14 protein-coding genes are annotated in these 19,576 nt (G+C 54.8%); 7 read left to right on the forward strand and 7 right to left on the reverse strand.

The annotated features are described in order from the left end of the window. Positions 1–16: 16 nt before the first annotated feature. The gene (locus C5Y83_RS15765) at positions 17–922 is read right to left on the reverse strand and encodes a PfkB family carbohydrate kinase (protein ID WP_105330669.1); all 906 of its coding nucleotides are present in this window, start codon (positions 920–922) and stop codon (positions 17–19) included. Positions 923–1,257: 335 nt separating this feature from the next. Between C5Y83_RS15765 and C5Y83_RS15770 the strand changes: the two genes are divergently transcribed. From C5Y83_RS15770 to C5Y83_RS15780, 3 genes are all read left to right on the forward strand, one after another. Next, the gene (locus C5Y83_RS15770) at positions 1,258–4,128 is read left to right on the forward strand and encodes a hypothetical protein (protein WP_146117792.1); all 2,871 of its coding nucleotides are present in this window, start codon (positions 1,258–1,260) and stop codon (positions 4,126–4,128) included. Positions 4,129–4,277: 149 nt separating this feature from the next. Further along, the gene (locus C5Y83_RS15775) at positions 4,278–5,159 is read left to right on the forward strand and encodes a DUF1559 domain-containing protein (RefSeq protein ID WP_105330820.1); all 882 of its coding nucleotides are present in this window, start codon (positions 4,278–4,280) and stop codon (positions 5,157–5,159) included. Between the two features lie 53 nt (positions 5,160–5,212). After that, a complete protein-coding gene (locus tag C5Y83_RS15780) occupies positions 5,213–5,677 on the forward strand; it encodes a hypothetical protein (protein ID WP_105330671.1) in 465 nt (154 codons plus the stop codon). 46 nt (positions 5,678–5,723) lie between these two features. On the opposite strand, the gene C5Y83_RS15785 is transcribed toward C5Y83_RS15780, so the two are convergent. Next, entirely contained in the window at positions 5,724–6,671 is a 948-nt protein-coding gene (locus tag C5Y83_RS15785) for an isoaspartyl peptidase/L-asparaginase (RefSeq protein ID WP_105330672.1), read from the reverse strand. A 314-nt stretch (positions 6,672–6,985) separates the two neighbouring features. On the opposite strand from C5Y83_RS15785, the gene C5Y83_RS15790 reads away from it, so the two are divergent. After that, positions 6,986–7,774 (forward strand): hypothetical protein, encoded by a 789-nt coding sequence (locus C5Y83_RS15790; RefSeq protein ID WP_105330673.1) that lies wholly within the window; start codon positions 6,986–6,988, stop codon positions 7,772–7,774. A 6-nt stretch (positions 7,775–7,780) separates the two neighbouring features. Here C5Y83_RS15790 and C5Y83_RS15795 read toward each other — a convergent pair whose 3' ends face one another. From C5Y83_RS15795 to C5Y83_RS15810, 4 genes are all read right to left on the reverse strand, one after another. Continuing rightward, on the reverse strand, positions 7,781–9,007 hold the full coding sequence (locus tag C5Y83_RS15795) for a class I SAM-dependent rRNA methyltransferase (RefSeq protein ID WP_233207242.1): 1,227 nt from the start codon (positions 9,005–9,007) through the stop codon (positions 7,781–7,783). A gap of 7 nt (positions 9,008–9,014) precedes the next feature. After that, positions 9,015–10,604, reverse strand: a complete 1,590-nt coding sequence (gene gltX, locus C5Y83_RS15800) for a glutamate--tRNA ligase (RefSeq protein ID WP_105330674.1) — start codon at positions 10,602–10,604, stop codon at positions 9,015–9,017. 156 nt (positions 10,605–10,760) lie between these two features. Next, the gene (locus tag C5Y83_RS15805) at positions 10,761–12,302 is read right to left on the reverse strand and encodes a hypothetical protein (RefSeq protein ID WP_146117793.1); all 1,542 of its coding nucleotides are present in this window, start codon (positions 12,300–12,302) and stop codon (positions 10,761–10,763) included. Positions 12,303–12,697: 395 nt separating this feature from the next. Then, positions 12,698–13,558, reverse strand: a complete 861-nt coding sequence (locus C5Y83_RS15810) for a fumarylacetoacetate hydrolase family protein (protein WP_105330822.1) — start codon at positions 13,556–13,558, stop codon at positions 12,698–12,700. 270 nt (positions 13,559–13,828) lie between these two features. On the opposite strand from C5Y83_RS15810, the gene C5Y83_RS15815 reads away from it, so the two are divergent. After that, complete coding sequence (locus C5Y83_RS15815; RefSeq protein ID WP_105330676.1) at positions 13,829–16,075, forward strand: diguanylate cyclase domain-containing protein; 2,247 nt, start codon at positions 13,829–13,831, stop codon at positions 16,073–16,075. 41 nt (positions 16,076–16,116) lie between these two features. Here C5Y83_RS15815 and C5Y83_RS15820 read toward each other — a convergent pair whose 3' ends face one another. Then, positions 16,117–17,718 carry a glycine--tRNA ligase gene (locus C5Y83_RS15820; RefSeq protein WP_105330823.1) on the reverse strand — a complete coding sequence of 534 codons (1,602 nt, stop codon included), beginning with the start codon at positions 17,716–17,718 and terminating at the stop codon, positions 16,117–16,119. 186 nt (positions 17,719–17,904) lie between these two features. Between C5Y83_RS15820 and C5Y83_RS15825 the strand changes: the two genes are divergently transcribed. Together C5Y83_RS15825 and C5Y83_RS15830 are read left to right on the forward strand one after the other, a co-directional pair. After that, the gene (locus tag C5Y83_RS15825) at positions 17,905–18,741 is read left to right on the forward strand and encodes a hypothetical protein (protein ID WP_105330677.1); all 837 of its coding nucleotides are present in this window, start codon (positions 17,905–17,907) and stop codon (positions 18,739–18,741) included. Further along, complete coding sequence (locus C5Y83_RS15830) at positions 18,738–19,544, forward strand: hypothetical protein (RefSeq protein ID WP_105330678.1); 807 nt, start codon at positions 18,738–18,740, stop codon at positions 19,542–19,544. Before C5Y83_RS15825 ends, C5Y83_RS15830 begins: the two co-directional genes overlap by 4 nt. Positions 19,545–19,576 lie beyond the last annotated feature (32 nt).

Consider the following 19,576-nt stretch of genomic DNA (forward strand, 5'->3'; position numbering starts at 1 on the left):
CCCTTGCAAGAGTTGCTTAGAACGACAACATCTGACGGTACTGACCGAGACGTTGGTCGATTTCTTCGCGAGTGATGCCCTTCATGCGGTCGAGGCTGAAGTCTTCCACGATGTAGCTCGCCACGACGGTTCCATACGCCATCGCTTCTTTCAGCGTCTTTGGCTCGAAATTGTTTTGCTGGGCCAAGTAGCCCATCATGCCGCCTGCGAAGCTATCGCCGGCGCCGGTCGGATCGACAACGTCTGGCGTTGGGAAGGCTGGCATGACGTACGATTCTCCCTTGGAGAAGAACATCGCGCCATGTTCACCCTTCTTCAGCACAACAAACTTAGGCCCAAATTCCAGGACCTTTTGGCCAGCGCGGACCAGATTTTCTTCTTCGGTCAGTAGTTTGGCTTCGCTATCGTTGAGCACCAGACCGTCGATGCGCTGCATCAATTTCTTCAGCTCATCTCGTTCAATCTCGATCCACAAGTCCATCGTGTCGGCAACCACCAACTGCGGACCCGTCATCTGCTCAAGGACCTTCAACTGAGTCGAGGGGGAACCGTTGGCCAGGAAGACGAACGGGCAACGTTTTGCTTCGTCAGACAAGTCTGGGCTGAAGTTTTCCAGCACGTTGAGATGAACTTCCAGCGTGTCGCGGTCGTTCATGTTCGAGTGGTACTTGCCGGTCCAACGGAAGGTCTTGCCGCCCTCTTGGATTTCGATCCCCGAGGTATCGATGCCACGATCAGTCAACAGCTTGGTGTGCTCTTCTTGCCAGTCATCGCCGACAACGCCCACCACCTGCACACCGCTGCTGAAGAAGCTGGCCGCATACGAGAAGTGCGTGGCGGAACCACCCAGGATGTTTTCTCGGACCTCAGTAGGGGTATGAATCGAATCGATGGCGATGGAACCGACGACCAGAAGTGACATGGGGAGGTCTCTCGTTTTAATCTAAGCGATGAAAATTCGTGGCCCGAGCGGAACGAAGTCCCGTCCGAGAATTGGGCAGATGGCCCTACTCAGGCCATAATGTGACTTACAAGAGGCCCATTATCTGGGAAATGGCGAGGACTGCAACGTGACGCATGAAACCAAATGCCTTAGGTTGTCATTTTCTTGCGGCGGCCGCCTGACGCCGTTTTCCTTCGTATTGCCGTTAAAGGTTCGACAAATTGGCTTTTCGCACACTCCTTTTCGCCGTTTTGCTTCTCACGAGCAGCCTGAATTCCCAGGGGCGCGCAGACGAGTCCAAGCGGTTTGTGGCGATGCTGGAAGACGACCGCGTGATCGAAGAGTCGATTCTCCGCAACTGGTATTCGGGAAACGCCATGCCGCAGCTTGCCGGGCACAGCCTTTTAGGTGGTGGCAATCCAATGCGGTGGATGATCGATCGCACGCTCGCTCCTGCTGAGATCCCCAGCAGCTACATCGAGTTCTATTCCGGCGACCGCTTGCCAGGACGAACGATCGCCCATCACGATGCGGCCGTCGAATACCAGGCCGACATGCCCGAGTACTTCGAGGTTGCTCCGAGCTTTCCCTTCAACCGCTCTGATTCCTCTTATCGCCAGGTGATTCGGGTACGGCGCGATTTCGTGCGGAAGATCGTCTGGCAGCAAGTACCGGCCCTGACCGACCGCCATGTCCCATCAACACTTTTTCTGACCAACGGCCGCGAGATTCAATTTCGAGCAATTCGATTCGATTCCGCGGGCGTCAACTTACTTGCCGGTCGAGAACGGATGTCGTTCGGCTTTCAAGAGCTTGCCGAACTGCATTTCGATCGTGAATCGTATTGGGACACGCATCTGAAAGAACTGGCGATCCTTTTCCCTGGCGGTACGGTCGAGTCTTCTGATCGGCAGCGACTCGTTCAGTGGGAAACGGCCGACGGCTTGGTGGCAACAACTAGTGTGCAGCGCATCGATGCCGAATCGCATGGCGACAACAATAATTCCGATCGCTGGTCACACGGCATTCAACCGGCATGGTCGTTGGATACCATCTGGGTCGCTTGCCGTTCCACATGGATGTGGCGTAGCTGGCATTTCGACACCGTTCCTTTGTTCCGCTTGCCGCTTACCGAGTCACGTGAAGGCGCCATGTTCTCGCGAGGTGGTTTTGCCGCACGTATCAATCGAGGTGTGTTGGGCGGAACGGCTGGCTCCGGCCAGCGTCCAGTGGGCTGGAGTTTGGGCGTTATGGCACCCAGCCGGCTTAGCTTTCCTCTGCCAGAATGGGCAGTTGGTTTCCAGACCAGCGTCGCAATCGATCAAGCCGCGCACGATCGCGGATGTATTCAGGGGGAGGTGCTATTTTCGTGGGAGGGTAAACCGAAATTTGCAAGTGAGACGCTGGTCGGTTCTTCGCAAGTCGCCAGCAGCGGAAACCTGCGGATCGATGACGTTCCCCAAAATGCGGAACTCATCCTTGCCGCCGATCCGGTCTACGAAGGGCGACCAGAAGGCGCCGACCCTTTCGACATTCGTGACATGACCAATTGGCTTGAGCCAAGCCTACTTCTCGATCAACAAACCTTGCGCGAGAAAATCCGAGCACGCACGACCGGAACAATTCTCGCCTGGCACGATTGGAAGCTGGAAAATGATTTAAGTCAGCTCCGGTTTGCCAACACGCTTCGTCGCGTTCAATACCCTTACGAGTCGCCCTCGTGGCGAACGACCGTCGCAGCGGTCGACGAACCGCTTCGCTTGACGATCAAGAAGAAGATCGCCCCAGAGACGAAGTACTTAGAAATCGTTACGGCGAAGTTTGAAGGGCCCGACCAACCCGAGATCAGCGTACGGATCAACGGTATACCTGTGATGACGGCTCCCTTGCAGAACACCAATTCCAACGATCACGTTCACTCGCCGCCTCCTTACCTCATCAACGTCACGCCGTTTGCTGGCTCAGAGGCAACCATCGAGGTCTCACAATCGGTGGCTCAAGGAGACCTTTCGATCGATTGGCGGGGGCTGCACTTTCGTGAGCAACCCTCATTTCTGTTGCCCGTTCTCGAAACGCCTACTCAGAATGATGTTAATAAGATGACAACGCTGGCAGGGGAACCTGGCAACGTTATTCTTCGTGACGACATCCGTCAGCTGAGTCGTCCACTGATTGAAACGCCCGATGGCGAATGGATTCAAATCGCCAACTTCGATTCACCCATCGAAATTCGTGAACGTCCTGAACCAGGCCAATTTCGCCAGCTGCGGTTTGCGGTTTCGAAAACGGGGAAAGGGCACGCTTTGATTCGCTTCCTACACGAAAACGAGGAAGACTCGCCGGCGATCTACGCAATCGGTACGCGGAACGCTGGTCAGGGTATCATCGAACTGAATCCCAGATCATTCGATAACAAAAAAGAAATCGACGAGAACTGGCAAGTCATCACGCCCGATTTGTATTCGAATTTTCGCGAACTTGACATCACCGGGATCGCCGTGAAATCGGTTGGCGAGTCGAGTTGTTTGTGGGACCAAATCTACTTCGCAGGTACGGCGTGGTACCTAGATCGCAATCTGTCGGTTAATCCAACGAACTCTAACTGGGACAACTGGCAGAAGCGATCGGAAGAACTTCTGCCCGGCCTCACCAAAGCGACACTTCAAGTTCATCGCCCTGGTAAGCCCGTTCGGCCTGCGGTGATGGTCGATCAAGGGAGCGGGATCCTGGCGATGTTGGGGGACGACGATTGGAAACCAGGAACCGAAATGGAAGTCACACGCCACGATGGAAAGACGTTTACCGCCAAACAATTGGGTAAAGACGAATCTTCACAGTTTGGCCTGCTGCAGATTGTTTCGATCGAACAGGATGGCGGCTGGCAACAATACAACTTATCAAGTCGCACGGAATTCGACTGGCAATACTCGCACCTGATTTTTCAGCCTGGGGAAGAACCAGGTCAGCTCGCATGGGATATTTGCCGACCACTTACCTACGACAAACGAGTCGTGATCGTGACCAAGCCTCATACGTTCACATGTGAGGTCGGAGCGATCGCGGTGGATCGCGATCATCAATTCAGCGGATTTGTGACCGAAGTCGCCCCCAACGGACAACCCGTCATTTCGATTGCCCGCCCCCTAGTTGAAAAGTGGCACGATCTGAAAAATCAGCAAAACTAGAAAAAAGGGACGTTTCTTGCTCGATTTGGCGACTGGTCAGGAATAAAAGGAACCTATCGAGGGGTCATGGCGGCAATTAACCTAAAGAGTGGGGACGTCTGACGTTCTCACTCTCTGTCCATCTTGCTTTTCAGTCGTTAAGTCTTGCCATGCACATGCGTCGGGCATTCACCCTGGTCGAATTGTTAGTTGTGATCGCCATCATTGGCGTGCTGATCGCGTTGCTTTTGCCTGCTGTTCAACAAGCACGTGAAGCGGCTCGTCGAATGCAGTGCACCAACGGCCAGAAACAACTCGTTCTGGCTATGCATAACTACGAGGGTACCTTTCGCGTCTATCCTACCGGTCGGCTGGGCTGCGACGGGGCATGTGCTCCGCAGAATGGGCCTGCGACGAGTGGCTTCGTCCTGCTGCTTCCCTTCCTGGAACAAGACAATTTATACCAGCAGTTTGCTCCGTACGGTCCTGACAACACGTTTCCCGAAAGCCTGCCAGAATCGGTCGTCAACACTCGGCCGGAAGCATTCGTCTGCCCAAGTTCCACCATGAAGCAGTCCTTCGAGATCAGTGGCAAAGACTGGGCGACGGCCTCGTATGCCTTCGTTTCGGGACATTACGGTCCTTCGGAGCAAACCGGTGCGAAGGTAAAGTGGGAGAACACTGGCATGTTTGTGTATCGAGATTCTTACGGAAATCGTGATGCCCTGGATGGTCTCTCGAACGTAATGTTCGTCGGCGAAGTCATCTCAGGTGATTTGACCAATCACCTTAATCGCTGGACGGTTGGTACACGCCATCTCGATTCACTTCGCACAACGGAAAACCCCTTGAACACGCCACCAGGGCAAGGGATTACGACCTCGCCGTATGGTGAAGCGTACAACGGGGCCTTTGGCAGCCGTCATCCTGGTGGTGCTAATTTTGGCTACGGCGATGGATCGGTTCACTTCCTATCCGAAACGATCAACCTCGACCTTTACAAACTGCTCAGCCAACGCGCGTCGGGCAAAGTGAAAGCAAGCCAGAACTGATTTTCTACGGCTTTGCCTTGTTGCTTGCTCCCAGCATTACCACCGAAGATCTCATGCTTTTGCCACGGCTTTTACTTCTCGTAATTCTTCTCATGGCCGCGATTGCTGGCGGATGCGGCGATGGACGCGAATATCCCGTGAAGGCCTCTGGTCAAGTATTTCTCAACGGTCAGCCACTCAAGTTTGAAGGGGACGGCTTCATCCAAGTTGTTCCCAAGAACAGTCGCGCAGCAACCGGACGCATTGACCCTCAAGATGGCTCATTCACCCTAACCACAAGCGTACCCGGCGATGGGGTCATGCCTGGAGAACACGCTGTTACCGTGAAAGTAATCGCCGCTGGCCGAGGTGGGAACGCGGTGGCACTTCTGCCAGAGGCTTACGCCAGTACCTCGTCAAGCGGCCTAACCGTGACGATTGACGGGCCAACGGACACACTTCGCATCGATTTGGAAGGCAAACTGAAGATGGCACCCAAGAAGCACAACAACTTGGCTGGCGACGATAGCGGACGCTAACAGTCTGTTGATTTTCTGCTTCGTTAGCGAGTAATTCAACAAGCTGCTAGGCCGGATCATATAACGGCTCGCAGGCTTCCAACCGGGAGCCGTTTTCGTCGGAGATGGCAATCTTCCAATCACCTCGCAAGCAAACACCGGCATGCGTGCCATCTTTCGCCAGCAGAAACAACTGTAAATCGAAGTTCGCTCGGCCACGATCATCTAGCTCGAATGGCGGTGCATGTTTCGCCGCTTGCTTTAACACCGCCATCCCGGCATCCCGAGGCGAGAGCCCCTGCCCCATCAGTTGAACGGCATGAAAACTGGAACAGTTCAGCAAATTCGCTTCGCCATGCCCGATACTGCCACACGTTCCATAGTCGTTATCGACGTAGAGCCCTGCCCCGAAGATCGGCGTGTCACCAACGCGCCCCTTCGTTTTGAAGCAGTGTCCACTGGTCGAGGTGCAACATGCCAAGTCTTTTTCCGCATCTTGCCCAGCGACATGAACCGTCCCCGCCGGATGGCGATACATCTCGCCCAAGATTTTGTGTAGCCGCCGATTCTCTTCCGTGTCGGCGGCTGGCAACCACTCGACGTTGGCTTGGTAGGTGCGTTTCCATAATCGCCACAACTTCCGTGACTTTTCCGAGAGCAAGTTTTCGGTCGTAAATCCTGCCGCTCGAGCGAATTCGTATGCTCCTTCCCCTTGCAACATCACGCGTCGCGACTGCTGCATGAGGCAAAGGGCAACTTGGGAGACATGGCGTACTTCGCGGAGCCCGATGATTGATCCGCCACGGTGCGTGCGTCCATCCATCACAGCGGCATCGAGGGTGACTTCACCATGCTCATCGGGAAGCCCGCCGTAACCAACGGTCACTTCATCTGGGTCGTCTTCCACAAGCTTCACGCCATCGACGATCGCTTCAAGCAAGTTCACGCTTTGTTGAATTTTTTCCCAAGCCAGGCGTGTCGCTTCCAGTCCATTGTGAGAGGCAATGAGTTTCATAGTTTTTTGTCGCTCGTGTCACGCTATAATTTAGGAGAACAAGAAATTATTCCCCCTGAGAGGCTACAACAGACGCGTGAGCGTCTACAAAGTCTGTCCGGAAATGCCATCGGGTCTTTTTCGATCCCCTGGCATGTGTCCTGCAAGGCGGTAGTTTGCGGCGAAACGAAGCCGCGGACTAATTAGGACACTGGGTCGTATTGTTATTGGAATGAACTGACAAATCGATCGGGTATCGCATCATTTGTCGATGCTTCCCCCTGGTTAGCCCTGTCGCTCGATCGATCTGCGCCTTGCCCCAACCACGTGCGTCTATGAGCCATCCGCCTGATCAATCCGATTCGCCGTCTCACTTGCGAATCGATGACGATTCTTCTCCGATCTCTCCGCAACAACGCTGGCTCCGAGTTCTCGGCGGCGTGTTCGCCGTTGCTGCCCTGATCTTCGCATTGCTGCCGTTCCTTATCGGGTTACCTAAAACGACAAATCAAGCCGTCACGTACGCGCTAGGATTGGTCATGGTCGCGTTAATCGACGCGGGCTTAAGTGCCATTCTGCTGACTTGGCGAAACGTAACCTGCAGCAAGCTCGGCAAGTGGGAGTTCACTGTCGAAGGATATCAGTCGTCTCTCTTCCGCAATCTGATCCTCGGCGGCGGAATGCAATGCGTGGCCATTCTTGCGTTGTGGCTTCCACTTCTAGCCGCGGACGAAGCGGACAACACGAATGTCAGCCTGGCGGTGTTCATGATCATGGCGGCCTTCAGCGCGCTTGCCAGCACACCGTGGTTGATTCAGTATTTCCTGAAGATCAAAGGGCATGATCTGGAAGTTTACGAAGAAGGGCTCATGATCGGTGGATTCTACCCATGTCGCTGGGAGCGAATCGTTGGCTATCACGTTTGGGAAGATGAATGCTCGTTCATCACCTTCGACATCCGCGGCCGAGCACCGTTCGAGGTCTTTCTTTCCCCGATCGACCAAAAGCTGTTATGCGAAACCCTGCAAGAGCACGTCGGGCCTCCCACGTCGCAAGGACGATCGTCCGATCTTCCGCACCACAATCGTCCCGGCCCGCCTGGGCAGCTATCGATCTTTCGCTAATGGTGGCTAGCCGACGCTGGCGATGAAGCACTTGAGGTATTCGCTCTCGAGGCAGGTCGCACTGACCGGGTGATCCGGCGCCGCACCGCGTTGTTCGAGAATGCGGAAATCGCGACCTGACTTCTGCGACACGCCGAGCAACATCATCTGAAATTCGTCACGACTAACGTTGCCGCTGCAACTGCATGTCACGAGAATTCCGCCCGGCCGCAACAACTGAGATGCGTGTCGATTGATGTGAAAGTAAGCTCGGAGTGCTTCATCGATCGTTCGCCGCGATTTGGTGAACTTAGGTGGATCGAGCACGATGGCATCGTACTGATCGCCAGCATCGACGCGGGCTTTCAAATAGTCGAAGCAGTCCGCCTTCTCAAACGAAACATTGGTCAGTTGGTTTCGTTCGGCATTACGTTCCGCGGCAGAAATCGCCGGCCCGCTTCCATCGACGCCATGGACATGCGCAGCACCACCATGCTTGGCGGCATTTAAACCAAATCCGCCACTGTAGCAGAACATGTCGAGCATTCTGGCCCCTGGAGGCAAATAACTGGCCGCCACGCGACGATTATCGCGTTGATCGAGATAGAACCCCGTTTTTTGCCCTTCGGAAAGCGCTACCTCATAGCGCAAATCGTTCTCGACAAGTTCGATCGGTTCGTCTGGCAATTCGCCGCTGACGAGCTTCGCTTCTATCTCCAAGCCTTCCAGCTTCAAAATGCCCGCTTCCCCACGCAGGGAAATGCTCTTCGGCTGCATCAGATCTTGCAGGATGGCCACGATCGAATCGATCCGCTTGTACATCCCGAGCGAGGTGATCTGAATCACCAAATGGCCAGCGAAGTATTCGACCACCAGACCGCTAAGTCCATCTGCCTCGCTATAGACAAGTCGGCAACCACTGTCTTCACGAATCATGCCGAGTTCGCGGCGCATTTGAATCGCTCGCTCAAGACGGCTTCGCCAGAACGCATCGTCCAACGTCGTCGCTTGATCCCACGAGTAAAGCCGCACGCGGAGGTGGCTGTTACGGTTGATCACACCGTACGCGATGAAGCGATCCTTATCGCTGATCAACTCGACCACGTCGCCATCTTCAACTTTGCCGTACACCTTATCGATACCGCTGTCGCGAACCCAAGGATGGCGGCCGAAGAAAGGCTGGGCTTTGCGTGGACGCAGCTTGACCTTCGGAAGCTTCGATGCTGGGGGATTCTCAACCGATTCGTCTGTCATCTTCTAATTAGGCTTCCGGGGAAAACGTTTCTTGGGCCAGCTTCAACGTGTTGTCCATACGACGCAAGCACGCTTCTTTACCGAGAATGGCCAGGCAATCGAACATACCAGGACCAACGGTCTTACCAGTCACGCTCAGTCGGACGCCATGGATGATGTCGCCGATCTTGATACCGGCTTCGTCGACGAACGAGTGCATTTCCTTGTCGAGGTGCTCGACCGTCCAGTCTTCGACCCCATCTAAGTGGTTGCGGAAGGTGGCCAGAATCGCTTGGGCTTCGGCGTCACCGAGTCGCTTCTTGAAGCCTTTCTCGTCCATCTCCATCTTGTCGTCAGCGACATAGAAGTAGTCGGCGTAGGAGATAATATCCCCCATGGTCTTCAAGCGATCGCCACACGCAGCAACGATCTTCTCAAGCTTCTCCATCTCGCCTTCTGCAGCAGGATCCGCAACCAGACCGGCCTTCTGGAGGTAAGGCATCATGCCGGCTGCCTTTTCGGCATTATTAAGGCCCTGCATGTGGCGATCTTGAAAGGCCCATAATTTCTTACAATCGAAGCTGGCGGGAGCTTTGGTCACGCGTTCGAGGCTGAAGTTTTCGATCATCTGCTCGACCGTGAAGTCTTCTGTCTTGTCGTCCAGCGACCATCCCAACAGCACTAGGTAATTCAGGATCGCTGAAGGCAGGTAACCGGTCGCCTCGTAGAAGTCGACGATCACCGGATTGAACGTTTCGGCCGAGGTGGTCATGCCCAGGTGCTTCGCGATTTCCTCGCCATGCTCGTTCAACCGTTTGAAGTCTTGGTTCTTCAGATACTTCTCAAGTTTACGTTTGCTCAATTTGTTCTTGCTGCCAGGCTCGGCCACGTACGGCAAGTGAGCGTATTCTGGTAGCTCGTAGCCCAATGACTGCGCGATGAAGATCTGTCGCGGCGTATTCGGCAAATGTTCCTCGGCGCGGATGACGTGCGAGATCTTGAAATCGTAGTCATCGACCACGCTGGCCAAGTGATACAAGCAAGAGCCATCGTTTCGCTGAATAACGTGATCGTTTTCCTTCGCCCACTCGAACGAGACATCACCGCGCACCAAGTCGGTGAACTGACAAACACCTTCGCGGGGCATTTTCATGCGGACAACGCACTTGCGTCCTTCCGCCTCGAACTTGGCACGTTCTTCCGGCGTGGTGGCCATCCAAGTTCGGCTGTACTGGAATGGTCGCTTCTCGGCCATTGCCAGGTCACGTTCGCGATTGACTTCTTCCGGCGTGGAATAGTCGTAATAGGCGAATTCATTATCGATCAATTGCTGAGCGGCTGCCTGGTAACGTTCTAAACGCTGCGATTGATAGTACGGTTCGTATGGTCCACCGATTTCCGCGCCTTCGTCCCAATCGATGCCCAACCAGCGGAAGCCATCCAGAATTGGCTGCAAGGCTTCTTCCACGTTCCGCTCTTGGTCGGTGTCGTCGATCCGGAGGATGAATTGTCCACCATGACGACGCGCGAACAGCCAGTTGAACAGTGCGGTGCGAACCCCACCTATGTGAAGATAACCAGTCGGACTGGGGGCGAAACGAGTGCGAACAGGTGCCATATGTCGATTCGGCCTGGCCCGTCGAAAGAGCCATGCCCGCCTTTGCAAAGGGATCGAAGTACGAGCGATGCCTCCCCCTTGTCCGGGTGGAGGCATCATGAACGATCTCTAAGCTTAGACGTTATCGAGGAAGCCCGTCAAAGGGGCGTCCCGTAATTAGGCGGCAGCCCGTCGTTTCAGCTTCTTCAGGCGACGACGTTCGGCCTTGCTCAGTTGGTGATCCGGTTTCGCTTCGAGACGTAGAATTTCCTCGTCTTCAGCCGAATTATCGCCATCGTCCTGCGGTGAAAGGTTCTTGCCGGTGATGGTAGGCACTTCCCGAACAGGTGCTGGCTTCGGAGGCGTTTCCTTTGCCGGAGTTGGCGCGGCCTTCGGACGGGTGGTGATTCGTGGTGTCATCGTGGTCCGTGATTCTTCACTTTCAGGCTTTTCAGTCGCGTCGCCATCGGCTTCGGCCTTGCTGCCCCACGAGAACCAACCCTTTTTCTTCACAGGCTCTTCCGCGTCGGTCTCCGCTTCCGGTTTAGAAGTCGCGCCGACCTTGGGCGTTTCTTCCGCGGTTTCGTTGTCATTCTTTCGGCCAAATCCGAACCACGATCGCTTCGGCTTCACTTCGGCCGCATCGTCCTCGATAGCCTCGTCGGTATCCGGCTTGCTGGCCGCTCGCTTCTTCGCGGCGATTGGCTTGGCCTCCTCCGCGTCTTCGGGTTCCTCGGGATCTTGCTTTCGACCAAACGAGAACCAACCACGTTTCGGTTGTGTCAGCTGCTCCTGCTCTTCCGCTTCCTTTTTACTGGTCCGCGAACGTGCGGCCGTTGGCTCGACCGATTCCTCCGTTTCGGACTCCTCGACCTTCTTACGTCCGAACGAGAACCAACCACGCCGCGGCTTCTCTTCGACCGACTCTTCTTCCTCTTCGGTCGATTCAGCGGCCTGCTTCTTGGCGACAGCACGCGACTTCTTCGGTGCGACCTTCTTCTTGGCTTCTGCCGGCGCTTCCAGAGTATCCTCTTCGTCTTCGGCAGCAATGCGAACCGTTCGCGAGATCAATCCTTGCGCATCGAGCCAGACATATCGCGAGTACTGCACCAAGCTGGCCAACAGCAAACCTACACCCAACAACTTGGCGGCGTGCAGCGTCAACTCTGCCGGTAGCGAACTTGGTAAAAGTACCAAATCCAATTGCAGCGTCAGTCCAGTTACAAGTAGCAAGCTACTTAGGATGGCAACTGCCAGCGTGCCGTAGCTCTCGCGCACTTCGATCATCGCTCGCAAGCCCATCGAACCGAAGCCAACACACCAGACAACGGCCCACCAGCCATCGGTCTGGCCGAAGAAACGAAGCTTGCTGGCGGTTTCCAAACCGCTGGCCACGTCTTGGCGGAAGTTGAGCATGCTATCTAAGCTGGCGAACAGCAACAGCCCTGCAAACCACAGCCAGCAATGATAGTAGCCGCGGTAATCATCCAAACGATGTCGGCGAATTCGATAAATCAGCACTGCCAGTAACGAACCGGCGAATAAGCTTCCGGCGGTGAGATAGGTAGCAAGGCTATCAACCCGAGTCAGATCAGCCCAGCGAATCACTCGTCCGAGATAATGATCGAGTGCCAGCACCCCAGCAACCACCATTACGATGGCCACATACATCAGCGTGACATGTACAACATAAATTGGCACAACATCAACGATGCGCACCCGTCGCTCGTCCACGGCTGACTTCGAGTAGCTGCGTGTAGACTGGCAACCTCCGTTCGAAGAATCTACGGAAGCTTGCCCCTTGCCTGAATCGCCTGCGCGATCATCCATCAATGCCCGGCGTCGACGTTCGTCGCGCAGGCCATTCCGCCTGAACTGCATTCTAGATTACCCATCCCTGGTGAAAATAAATGTCCACTTCCCTGTGGCATTCAAATCATCCGTACATAGGACATTTCGGCAATCGATCGTACCGATCTGAACGATTGCCGAGGTGATATTACGGACAAGCAGCCGGGCATCGATTAAAGCACGCAAAACTCGCAAAGTCGAATCGATTTGACAGCGAGGCTAGCAGCCAACAATGCGCAAGCCCTGTTAGCATTCCCAGCCGATTAGCTACCGGCGATGACCGGGTTGCTAAGGATACCCAGTTTCTCAATTTCCACTTCTACCACATCTCCCGGTTTGAGAAATACCGGTGGGTTGCGGGCCATGCCGACGCCGGGTGGTGTGCCGGTGTAAATCAAGTCGCCCGGCATCAACGTGCAGACTTGCGAGAGGTACGAAACCAGGTAGTCAATTCGGAAGATCAACTGCTTGGTCGACGAGTCCTGCATTGTCTCGCCGTTAACGCGACATTGAATTCGCAAATTGTGGGGGTCTTCAATTTCGTCAGCCGTAACCAATTCGGGACCGAGCGGAGCAAAGCTGTCGAACGACTTACCAAGCAACCACTGCTTGCCGGGCTTCCCCTTCTGCCAATCGCGTGCGGAAACATCGTGACCAACGGCATAGCCTGCTACGTGATTCATCGCTTCTGACTGAGGGATGTTTTTGCCAGCACGGCCAATGACGACGACTAGTTCGGCTTCGTAGTCGACTTCTTTGCTCACCGAAGGCAGCTCGATCGGCTGCTCGTTGGCTCTTAAGCAAGTGGGAAACTTATTGAACACGACCGGTTCGTCTCCCACGATCGCGCCGGTTTCCGCAGCGTGGTCGGCATAGTTCAAACCGATGCACAAAATCTTTTGCGGTTCCACGACAGGCGGAAGAAGCCGGAGCTTGGCTGGATCAAGCAGCTTGCCAGATTTCGCCGCGTCCGCGATGGCTTCGCGATGCATCGAAAGCATAGGTAGCAGCTGCTTCATCTGTGTAGGCAGCAAGGGATCGGCCTTGTGCAAGTCAACATAGCCGTCTTCCCGTGCGACTGCGGTTCGTGGGCCTGTTTCACTTTGATAGCTGATCAGACGCATGTCGGTCTTAACCTTTCTTCCTTCGGCAAAGCCGTTGCAAACCACAAGATAGATCTCACACTCAGAACTCAACTTATCGGAAAACTCGTACGTCGACAACGAGTCGCAACCGCAGTTGATCCTCGGCTACTCCCATCAGGGAACCGACCAAATGAAATAAATCTCGCTTCTTTGTGCTGGCCAATTTGCGACGCTACTGATTTCGACGTACCTTTCAGCGCTAACCAGACTCAAATATCCTATGTAAATCTAGAACGGCAAAGCAATTCCATGTCCATGGAACCGACCTCGAAGCCCGGCGAGATCCAGCCATCTGAAGGTTCTTTGCAACCAACAGACAGCCAGATTCACGCAATTTCGAATCTCATCGCATGGGCCGACGAGCCAGAATACCCGGGCCAAGTTGACCAAGAGTTCGACGATTCGGACAACCAACTCATTCAAGTCAGTCTCGGCATTGCTTCTGGACTGTTCTACGCACTGCAAGCCAAGCATTTCCCCACCGCTTCTCACTCGCTGCGCGTGGCCAAGATGTGCTCGCGTTGGGCAACCGACCTCGAGCTTGAACCTTTCCAACGCGATCAACTAGAAGTCGCCGCTCTCCTGCACGATATCGGCAAGATGGGTGTGCCGGACTATGTGCTGACCTGCCCTGGCAAGCTGCCAGCCGAAGAGCAGACCTTGATGGACCGCAGTAAGGAGATCGGGCTCGAGATTCTATCAGCCTGTTGCGATGGCGAAGAAATCATCGACCTGATCCGTTACAACTTCGCCTGGTACGACGGCAGCCGCGGCAATTGCGACCGAAAAAAAGATAGTCTTCCGATCGAAGCACGCATGTTGGCGATCGCCGATGCGTATGACTCGATGACCGTTGATCAGATCTTTCGCCGCGCCCGCTCGAAAGATCGTGCCATGGCCGAACTGGTGTCTTTTGCAGGAACCCAATTCGATCCCGAACTAGTCGGTCATTTTTGCGAGCTACAGTCCCGTAACCAGTCCGCAGAGAACGGAGCGACGCGGCATTGGCTGCGTGTCCTTTCCCCGGACGAAGCAAACAAGCATTGGCGATTGAACCAAGCCGGCGTCAATCTCTCGCGACTGCGGGCAACGTCGGCATATCAAGATAGTCTCGTTCGCCACATTCATGATGCCGTGATCTACCTGGATCTGAACCTGGCCATCGTCGGTTGGAATCAGGCCGCCGAACGACTGACTGGCATCAACCGCGAGACCGTCGAAGGGCATCAATGGACGTCCGAACTGCTAGGTCTCGCCGATCAGCAGGGCCGTAGCTTATCGCAGAAATCGGACCCGGTTCGCCAGGCAATAATGGGCGGTGCACAATCGATGACTCGCCTTTCGATTCGCAACGCCGACAACAAATTCGTCACGGTTGCTGCCCATGTGGTACCTGTGATTGGTGAGGATGGCAAGGCAATAGGTGCCACCATTCAACTGCACGACACCTCAGGCATGGAATCGCTGGAGGAACAAATCGAATCGCTCCATTACCGCGCGACGCGCGACCCGCTCACAGGCCTCGTGAATCGAGCCGAGATGGATCGTTCGTTGGCTGAAATGGTCGATCGTCACGCGACCTTAAATAAGGCCTGCAGCGTCATCATCTGCGATATCGACTTCTTCAAGAAGATCAACGATACCTATGGACATCCTGCCGGCGACGAGGCGTTGATCGTCTTCGCAAAGCTCCTGGAAACACATGCTCGCTCAGCCGACGTGACGGCTCGTTACGGCGGCGAAGAATTTGTCATCCTTTGTCCAAACTGCGATGGCCAGTCTGCCTCCAGCTTGGCCGAAGCGATCCGCGCCGAACTTGCCGCAATCCCACTTTCCGCACTGGGTGGCAAAAGCATGACCGCCAGCTTCGGCGTGACGGAACTGCAACGAGGTGATACGGCTGACACGATCTTGAATCGCGCTGATCGGGCCCTGCTTCAATCGAAGGAAATGGGACGCAATATCGTCACGCAGATCGGCGGTGGCTTGTCGGAACCTGTTATTGGGGACCGACGTCATTGGTGGCATCGCATGTTCATGTCGATCGAACCTGAAGTCCTTTTGAAGCGGGCGATGAAGACGCGCGTTCCATTGAACCTAGCGGTCGAGAAGATCCGTGGTTTCGTCGCCGATCATCGAGCGGCCGTCTCCGAGGTCAAAGAAGACTCGATCAAGATGGTCATCGACGGCGAATCGCTGCCGATGCAGCGTCGTAGTTCCGATCGCGCCGTTCCGCTGATCCTCGACTTACAGTTCAGCCCGATTACGGCCGAAAACGGCAGCCAACACACTAAGGTTCAAATCTCGATCTCACCGCGTCGCAATCGTGATCGACGTAAACGAGATGCGATCGAACGAGCAAGACACATCCTGCAGAGTTTGCAGTCCTACCTCGTGGCATATGAATTCGTCGACACCACGGTGGCAACCATCGACGAAGGGACCTCATGGTGGAGTCGCATCTGGGGCCGCTCGAAATCGGGCGAGTCACGTTAGCATAAAAAAAGGCCTGCGATTGCAGGCCTTTTTCATTTCGCTTAACCGATGAGCTTTCGTAGTTCGTCGGTCAGATCGTCCGCTTTCACTCGCCACTGATCGAGCGAGTCGCGATGACGAATCGTAACCGTTTGATCCTGCATACTCTCGCCGTCGACGGTAATGCAGAACGGCGTTCCCGCTTCATCTTGCCGACGATAGCGACGACCAACGGCACCCTTCTCGTCGTAGAAAACGTTCCAGCTCTTCTTGAGCGTCCGGTAAATGTCCTGAGCCATTTCCGGCATGCCGTCCTTCTTCACCAATGGGAAGATGGCCGCTTTGATCGGAGCAATGCGCGGATGCAACTTCATCACCGTGCGCGTCTGCATCTTGCCCTTATCGTCGGGAGCTTCGTCTTCGGTAAACGCTTCACACAAAAATGCCAGCGTTGCGCGGTCGGCACCTGCGGATGGTTCGATCACGTGCGGAACGAAACGTTCGCCGCTGATGTCATCACGGTACGACAAGTCCTTGCCGCTACCACGATGCTTTGGCTTTCCTTCTTCGTTCAGCTCGACCGTCATTGGATTAGTCGAAGGATCGAGCTTGCCTTCCATGTGGCTCCGCAGGTCGAAGTCACCACGGTGGGCAATCCCTTCCAACTCGCCATACTCCCCTTCCGGCAGGAATGGGAAGGCATATTCAATATCAGCCGTTCCGATCGAATAGTGAGCCAACTCTTCCGGCGTGTGCTCCCGCAAAATGAGCTTTCTCTTGTCTAAGCCCATATCCTGATACCACTGGAAGCGACGTTCACGCCAGTATGTATACCACTCCGGCGACGAAGCTGGATGGCAGAAGAACTCGATCTCCATCTGCTCGAATTCTCGCGAGCGGAAGGTGAAGTTACGTGGCGTGATCTCGTTGCGGAAGCTTTTGCCGACCTGGGCGATCCCGAAAGGAACCCGTACGCGGCTGCTGTCGACCACGTTCTTGAAGTTCACGAAGATACCCTGAGCCGTTTCGGGACGCAGAAAGGCCGTATCCGCTTCTCCACCGAGGGCGCCAATCGTTGTCTTGAACATCAGATTGAATTCGCGCGGCGCGGTCAGCGTGCCCGGTGTCTTCGCGTCGGGGCCGAGCACTTGCTCGAAGTCGTCAACCGTTGTCAACGAAACGAGCGGTCCATCCCACTTCAGTTCGTCTGCATTCTTGGAACGCATGCCGAAGAACTTGAGGGCCTGACGCTCGATGTCCGCTTCGGGCGATTCCGAATCAGAACCAGCCGTAGCGAAGATCTTCTTCCCTTTAGCTTCGACCCAACGACCTTGGATCTGATCGTGTCGGTAACGTTTCTTCGACTCACGGCAGTCGACCATGTAGTCGTGGAACAGATCATAGTGGCCCGAGCACTTCCAGACTTGAGGGTGCATGATGATTGTGCAGTCGAGCCCTGTCATTTCGTACGGGCTCGGTGCCCCAGGGAGCTGCGCAATGTCGTCGTGCCCTGTGACCATATCTCGCCACCAGGCATCCTTGATGTTTCGTTTCAGCTCGACGCCCAACGGGCCGTAGTCCCAAAATCCGTTGATTCCTCCATAGATTTCGGATGACTGAAACATGAAACCTCGTCGTTTGCACAACGAGACAAGCTTTTCCATTTCCATGGCGTCGATTCTGCTTGTGTTTGATGGTTGGCGTAAGTCGTTAAGCGGTAAACCACTTAGTGTACCGCAGGGGGCCGATCGGCGTCTACGTGGGTCGAAACCCCAAAAATCTCGTATAACGACGCACTTTCCCTTAGAATTCGGACAGAAATCGCACGAATTGGTTCATAAAGCTCAAACATGTCAGACGAGCCCGTCAATCCGTTTCAGTCTCCATCGATCGAGGCGAATCATTCCGAACCGCCACCGGTTCCACTGCGCAGCACTACCGAATCGTTCGATGCGAACGAGCTCGCCTTGGTGCAGCCGGTGCCTCCTCCCTGGAATGGACGGGTGCTGACAAAGTGGCATTTTCTTTGGGCCCATCTCAGTCGTTATTGGATTTACCTGCTACCGACCGCTTTTTTGCTCTATATCGCCTCCCCAGTACTCTCGGCTTGGCGAGCTTCCGTCTTCATGCTGGTTACCTTGGTGGCCCTGCTGTTGGTGTGGGGACTATTCATGTTCAGTTCGAACTTGATGGTGCCGTTTTGGTTTGAAGACCGGTACCTCACTCGCAAGATGCAGCGGGAAGTCCGCGCCCGTCCTGATACGTACATATCGGCACCGAACTCAGTTGGCTGCCAATTCGTCGCTTGTATTCCGCCAGAGAATTGGAAACGACCGCGACCACAACTTGCGTCCGATGTGGCCATGATGAAAATCGATACCTACGCGTCGACGATCTACTTAGAGGGTGATGAATACCGTTACCGCATCCCAGCGGCCAGTCTTACGAACTGCAGCGTACTCCAAGTTACTAAGGGCTGGACCGAGATCTGGCTGCTGCGTTTGAACTTTCATTCAACAACCGGACCTCAAGAGTTGTTCCTGCGAATTGGTGATGCCGACGCCTTCAACAGCCCCACCAACAGCGGTCGAAAACGGAACGCGGAAAAGTATTGGACTCGAATTGTCTTGCTGCAGCGGCAGCGTAGCCAAGCCGTGTCTTCCGATACGAGTGACGGTGACGCATGAGCACGGAAGAGTTCAATCCATTTGCTTCCCCCACGGCTGACATTTCGCCGACCAAATCTCCTGAAAAGGACGAGCTTTATCCTCTCGTTCCCACAACCAAGGCCACGATATCGGAAGTCCCGCCTCCCTTTCGGGGCAAAGCTCGACCGCTGCTTCAGCGTTTCTTACGAAACGCGAGTGAGGGCATCGTCCGGCTAACGTTCGCCCTCCCCTTTCTGCTGATGTATCTCGTGGTTCCGCAACTCGCTTCGCCCCAGTTCGTGATCGGAGTGGTGGTGGGACTTCCTTTTCTGTGGTTCTTGTCGAAGCTGGAGAAAGCCACCAACGGACAGCGTTGGTGGGAACCTCGAATGATCGAACAAATCGTACTGCGCGATGACGCTTTGTTTTCGGTTAACGATACACCGTACGAACTGATTTATTTGACAACCGGCGAACCGATAAAGCGGCGTTCGTTTCAGCTATTTACGAAGGTGGCCGAGATCAAAGAGGTGGCGTTCATTCGCTTCGACAAATCGAACGGCGAAGTGTTGATCGAGGGAGACCTGACGCGATATCGAATCCCCAAGGGGAGTCTGTGGAACGTGGACGTGAAACAGATCTACTTCAATTCGAGCGAGCGTTCCGTTGTGCGCATGGTCATGGACACGGAGAATGGTCCTACCACGATCAACATATTGTCAACCGACAACGCAACCTGGCGTGATCTCGTCCGACTCGACACATCCCTAAAGAGCCGCGCCCTAGGCTTGATTGCCAAGATTTACGAAATCAACAACGGTTTGACGACGCCGGAAGTGTGAGCCGTCCGGCGTGCGAATCCAGAAACTTCGGC

This window comes from Blastopirellula marina (assembly GCF_002967765.1).
GTDB classification, from domain to species: Bacteria; Planctomycetota; Planctomycetia; order Pirellulales; family Pirellulaceae; genus Bremerella; species Bremerella marina_A.

Bases quoted from the DNA above. Each gene is read 5' to 3' on its own strand.
- C5Y83_RS15765 (WP_105330669.1), bottom strand. From the start codon at position 922: ATGTCACTTCTGGTCGTCGGTTCCATCGCCATCGATTCGATTCATACC.
- C5Y83_RS15770 (WP_146117792.1), top strand. From the start codon at position 1,258: ATGCTGGAAGACGACCGCGTGATCGAAGAGTCGATTCTCCGCAACTGG.
- C5Y83_RS15775 (WP_105330820.1), top strand. From the start codon at position 4,278: ATGCACATGCGTCGGGCATTCACCCTGGTCGAATTGTTAGTTGTGATC.
- C5Y83_RS15780 (WP_105330671.1), top strand. From the start codon at position 5,213: ATGCTTTTGCCACGGCTTTTACTTCTCGTAATTCTTCTCATGGCCGCG.
- C5Y83_RS15785 (WP_105330672.1), bottom strand. From the start codon at position 6,671: ATGAAACTCATTGCCTCTCACAATGGACTGGAAGCGACACGCCTGGCT.
- C5Y83_RS15790 (WP_105330673.1), top strand. From the start codon at position 6,986: ATGAGCCATCCGCCTGATCAATCCGATTCGCCGTCTCACTTGCGAATC.
- C5Y83_RS15795 (WP_233207242.1), bottom strand. From the start codon at position 9,007: ATGACAGACGAATCGGTTGAGAATCCCCCAGCATCGAAGCTTCCGAAG.
- gltX (WP_105330674.1), bottom strand. From the start codon at position 10,604: ATGGCACCTGTTCGCACTCGTTTCGCCCCCAGTCCGACTGGTTATCTT.
- C5Y83_RS15810 (WP_105330822.1), bottom strand. From the start codon at position 13,558: ATGCGTCTGATCAGCTATCAAAGTGAAACAGGCCCACGAACCGCAGTC.
- C5Y83_RS15815 (WP_105330676.1), top strand. From the start codon at position 13,829: ATGTCCATGGAACCGACCTCGAAGCCCGGCGAGATCCAGCCATCTGAA.
- C5Y83_RS15820 (WP_105330823.1), bottom strand. From the start codon at position 17,718: ATGGAAAAGCTTGTCTCGTTGTGCAAACGACGAGGTTTCATGTTTCAG.
- C5Y83_RS15825 (WP_105330677.1), top strand. From the start codon at position 17,905: ATGTCAGACGAGCCCGTCAATCCGTTTCAGTCTCCATCGATCGAGGCG.
- C5Y83_RS15830 (WP_105330678.1), top strand. From the start codon at position 18,738: ATGAGCACGGAAGAGTTCAATCCATTTGCTTCCCCCACGGCTGACATT.